This window comes from Mesorhizobium sp. M7A.F.Ca.MR.245.00.0.0 (assembly GCF_003997415.1).
In the GTDB taxonomy this organism is placed as follows: domain Bacteria; phylum Pseudomonadota; class Alphaproteobacteria; order Rhizobiales; family Rhizobiaceae; genus Mesorhizobium.
In genome coordinates this window covers 1-651 of record NZ_RZTE01000097.1, presented here as the reverse complement: position 1 = coordinate 651, position 651 = coordinate 1, and the positions used below count along the sequence as shown (strand labels likewise).

Below are 651 nucleotides of genomic sequence, written 5' to 3'. Positions count from 1 at the left end.
GTCCAGCAGCATTCGAGAGTAGGACACGGCGCGGCAACGTCAAATCACATCGGCCAAATGACCGGAACCGCCAGGCGTCCCGCTCATCACCGGCGTGAACGATCCGGCCTTGCTAAAGACATCCATGCACGCCACTCTCGCCTTCCCTGCCCGCTTTTCCCTTGGGCTGAAGATCGGACTCACATCGAACGAGGCAAACCATGAGCAGCATGAGAGACCGTCAGGAAGGCTTCGAAAAGAAGTTTGCGATGGACGAGGATACGAAGTTCAGGGCCATGGCGCGCCGCAACAAGCTGCTCGGCCTCTGGGCCGCCGAAAAGCTTGGCAAATCTGGTGCGGACGCCGACGCCTATGCGAAGGAAGTGGTGCACGCGGATTTCGAAGAGGCCGGCGACAACGACGTGTTCCGCAAGGTGCGCGCCGATTTCGACGCGGCGGGCATCGCCGAGTCGGATGCTCAGATACGCACCGCCATGGAAGAGCTGCTGGTGACCGCGGTGGAGCAGATCAGGTCGACCTGAGCGCCGCTCAGCCTTGATCGGGATAGGGCGTGCCGTCCTTGAGGCACAGGGCCACATTGTGGTGTTGGTTTGCCAGCGGGCTGACTCTTCCATCGTAGCGCTCTACGGCGCCCCCCTCTGTCCTGCCGGA

The 651-nt window shown here is 61.9% G+C and carries 1 protein-coding gene; it reads left to right on the top strand.

Annotated features, from left to right (window positions below):
* Positions 1–200: 200 nt before the first annotated feature.
* The gene (locus tag EOB80_RS34200; RefSeq protein WP_127332383.1) at positions 201–521 is read left to right on the top strand and encodes a DUF1476 domain-containing protein; all 321 of its coding nucleotides are present in this window, start codon (positions 201–203) and stop codon (positions 519–521) included.
* Positions 522–651 lie beyond the last annotated feature (130 nt).

Coding starts and splice junctions, on each gene's coding strand:
- EOB80_RS34200 (WP_127332383.1), top strand. CDS start 201: ATGAGCAGCATGAGAGACCGTCAGGAAGGCTTCGAAAAGAAGTTTGCG.